Source organism: Kitasatospora sp. NPDC007106, from assembly GCF_040634455.1.
In the GTDB taxonomy this organism is placed as follows: Bacteria; Actinomycetota; Actinomycetes; order Streptomycetales; family Streptomycetaceae; genus Kitasatospora; species Kitasatospora arboriphila.
On record NZ_JBEYFP010000790.1, the window covers coordinates 1 to 2,633 of the forward strand.

Annotated in this window: 2 protein-coding genes and 1 pseudogene; all 3 read right to left on the reverse strand. The window is 73.1% G+C overall.

All coding sequences use genetic code 11. The annotated features are described in order from the left end of the window. A pseudogene (locus ABZ641_RS32365) lies at positions 1 to 184 on the reverse strand (hypothetical protein); the annotation flags it as partial. Positions 185 to 458: 274 nt separating this feature from the next. Next, complete coding sequence (locus ABZ641_RS32370; protein WP_344622238.1) at positions 459 to 1,871, reverse strand: family 2B encapsulin nanocompartment shell protein; 1,413 nt, start codon at positions 1,869 to 1,871, stop codon at positions 459 to 461. Between the two features lie 347 nt (positions 1,872 to 2,218). Further along, a partial coding sequence (locus tag ABZ641_RS32375; protein ID WP_359987627.1) for a hypothetical protein occupies positions 2,219 to 2,633 on the reverse strand: 415 nt, incomplete at its 5' end.

Below are 2,633 nucleotides of genomic sequence, written 5' to 3' on the forward strand. Positions count from 1 at the left end.
CCGGCACCGCGGCGGCGCCCTGCGGCACGGTCTCGCCGGCCGGGTCGGCGACCGGAACGGGCAGGGGCCCGCTCCCCGGGACCGGCGGGAAGGCCGCAGGCGGTCCGGGCAGTCGGCCGGCCCCGCCGCCGGACGTGGCGGACGGCGGGCTCGCCCTGCCGGGCAGAGGCACAGGGACAGGCATCCGTAGCTCCTTGGTGAAGGGTGGGAACGTCCCGGATCCGGGCACGTCGGGCGGGGCCGAGAGGGGGTGCGTGCTGGGGGGTGCCGACGGGCAGGGCGGCCGGGGCCGTTCCGTCCGGGCGTGCCGGGGCAGTGCCGGGTCATGCCGGACCGGCGCAGCGGTTGTTCAGGTCCTGCGTCCGGCTTCCGCCGCGGGGCGGTGTGCGGGAGCAGGGCGTTCGTTGGGCCGCCGGGTCGACGTGATTCGGCGAGGCCGGTCGGCCGGGTCGGCGGCGCTAGCCGTCCCGGCGGCCGATCTGCACGTTCTCCAGTACGCCGAGCGCGTCGGGCACCAGGATCGCCGCGGAGTAGTAGGTGCTGACGAGGTAGGAGATGACCGCCCGTTCGTCGATGCCCGTGAACCGCACCGACAGGCCCGGCTCGTACTCGTCCACCAGCCCCGTCCGGCGCAGACCGACGACGCCCTGCTTGTCCTCCCCGGTCCGCATCACGAGGATCGAGGTGGTGTTCTCCCTGCTGATCGGGATCTTGCTGCACGGCAGGATCGGAACGCCGCGCCACGCCGGGACCTGCTGCCCGCCGAGGTCGACGTGGTCCGGGTACAGCCCGCGGGCGTTGAACTCGCGGCCGATGGCGGCGATCGCCCGGGGGTGGGCGAGGAAGAACCGGGAACCGCGCCGGCGGCAGAGCAGTTCGTCCAGGTCGTCGGGCGTCGGCGAACCGGAGCGGCTCTGGATCCGCTGCTTGAACGCGGCGTTGTGGAGCAGGCCGAACTCGCGGTTGTTGACCAGCTCGAACTCCTGCCGCTCGCGCAGCGCCTCGACGGTGAGCCTGAGTTGCTCCTCGGTCTGGTTCATCGGCTCGTTGTAGAGGTCGGCGACCCTGGAGTGGACCCGCAGCACGGTCTGGGCGACCGACAGCTCGTACTCGCGCGGCTTGAGCTCGTAGTCGACGAACGAACCGGGCAGCTCGACCTCGCCGGTGTGGCCGGCCGACATCGCGATCTCGGCCTCGCCGTGCCGGTTCTGGCGTTGGAGCGGAATCGCCGTGAACCGGTCGACGTGCGCCCGGAGGCCCGGAGCCGCCTCCAGCACGGCGTGGAAGTCCGCCCGCGCGAGCGTCAGCAGGGTGCCGGCGGTCTCGGCCGTGGCGGTGCAGTCCCAGGTCGCCCCGGCGTCCAGCAGGGCGTGCTCGCCGAAGTGGTCGCCGTCGGCCAGGACGGCCACGGACACCGCCTCGCCGTACCGGCCCTCGGAGCTCTGGGCGACCCGGCCGTGGGCGATCAGGTGGATCCGCTCGGCGGGCGTGCCGCGCTCCACCAGCACCTCACCCGCGCGGAAGTCGCGCTGGACGCAGCGGCCGGCGAGCGCGGTCAGCACGGCCACGTCGTCGAAGCCGCGCAGCACCGCGAGTTCGCCCAACTCGCGGGGGATCACGCGGACCCGGGCGCCGTCCTGGACGAACTCGATGCGCCCGTCCCCGACGGTGTAGGTCAGCCGCCGGTTGACCCGGTAGGTCCCGCCCTCGACCTCCACCCACGGGAGCATCCGCAGCAGCCAGCGGGAGGTGATCTCCTGCATCTGCGGTGCGGACTTGGTCGTGGTGGCGAGGTTCCGGGCAGCAGCCGTGCCCAGGCTGCTCCGCCCAGTCGGCTCCGACTGCGCCGGCTGGCTGGTGTCCACCGTCATCGAGCAGGCTCTCCTTCAGTAACAGCGGCGACCGGCACGGCCCACGTCGTACGTGGCCGGGCGAACAGAGCGAACGTCCGCGCAGGCCGCTGACCTCCAGGAGCAAACTAGCCGCCGGCGCGGCCAGTTGGCCCGGCACGCCCGCGGCATTGCCCCGAAGTGATGATCTTTTTCGCCAGCATGTTTGTGTTCGCACAGGGTGCATACGATGAAGGATTGGTCTGCGCCGGAGTGCGCGCCGGAGTGCGTGCCGAGACCGAATGCCAGACCGAACGTCCTGAGGTTGCTGCCGGGTCCGGTCCCGGTGGTGGCGAGACCGGACCCCGGCAGGCAACGGTGTCAGGCTGTCAGCCGTCGGCGGCCGCCGGAGTGCCGCCGTGCTCCCGCTGCCAGGCCGCGGCGAACATCTCGTGCAGCGGGGCGACCGGCAGCACCCGTCCGAAGGGGGAGCGGATGGTGTTGCCCCAGAGCGGGGTCACGGTGTGGGCGGCGAGCTTGACGGTCTCCAGCGGGAGGTGCGGGGCCTTCAGTTCGGTCCAGTCGCCGGGCAGGAAGAGCGTCCGGCCCGCCCTGGCGCGCTTGGCCTCGACCACCGCTGCGGTGGCGAGGAGTTCGGTGCGTGCCGCAACGTGCTGCTTGGCCGTCCAGCCGTTCCAGCGGCGGACGTTGCGGTCGGTGGGCGCGGCGAGCGTCGCGAGCTGGAGGTACAGCGCTGCGGCGTCGGCGCCGACCGCGAGCCGGTCGCACACCCGGGCGACCAGC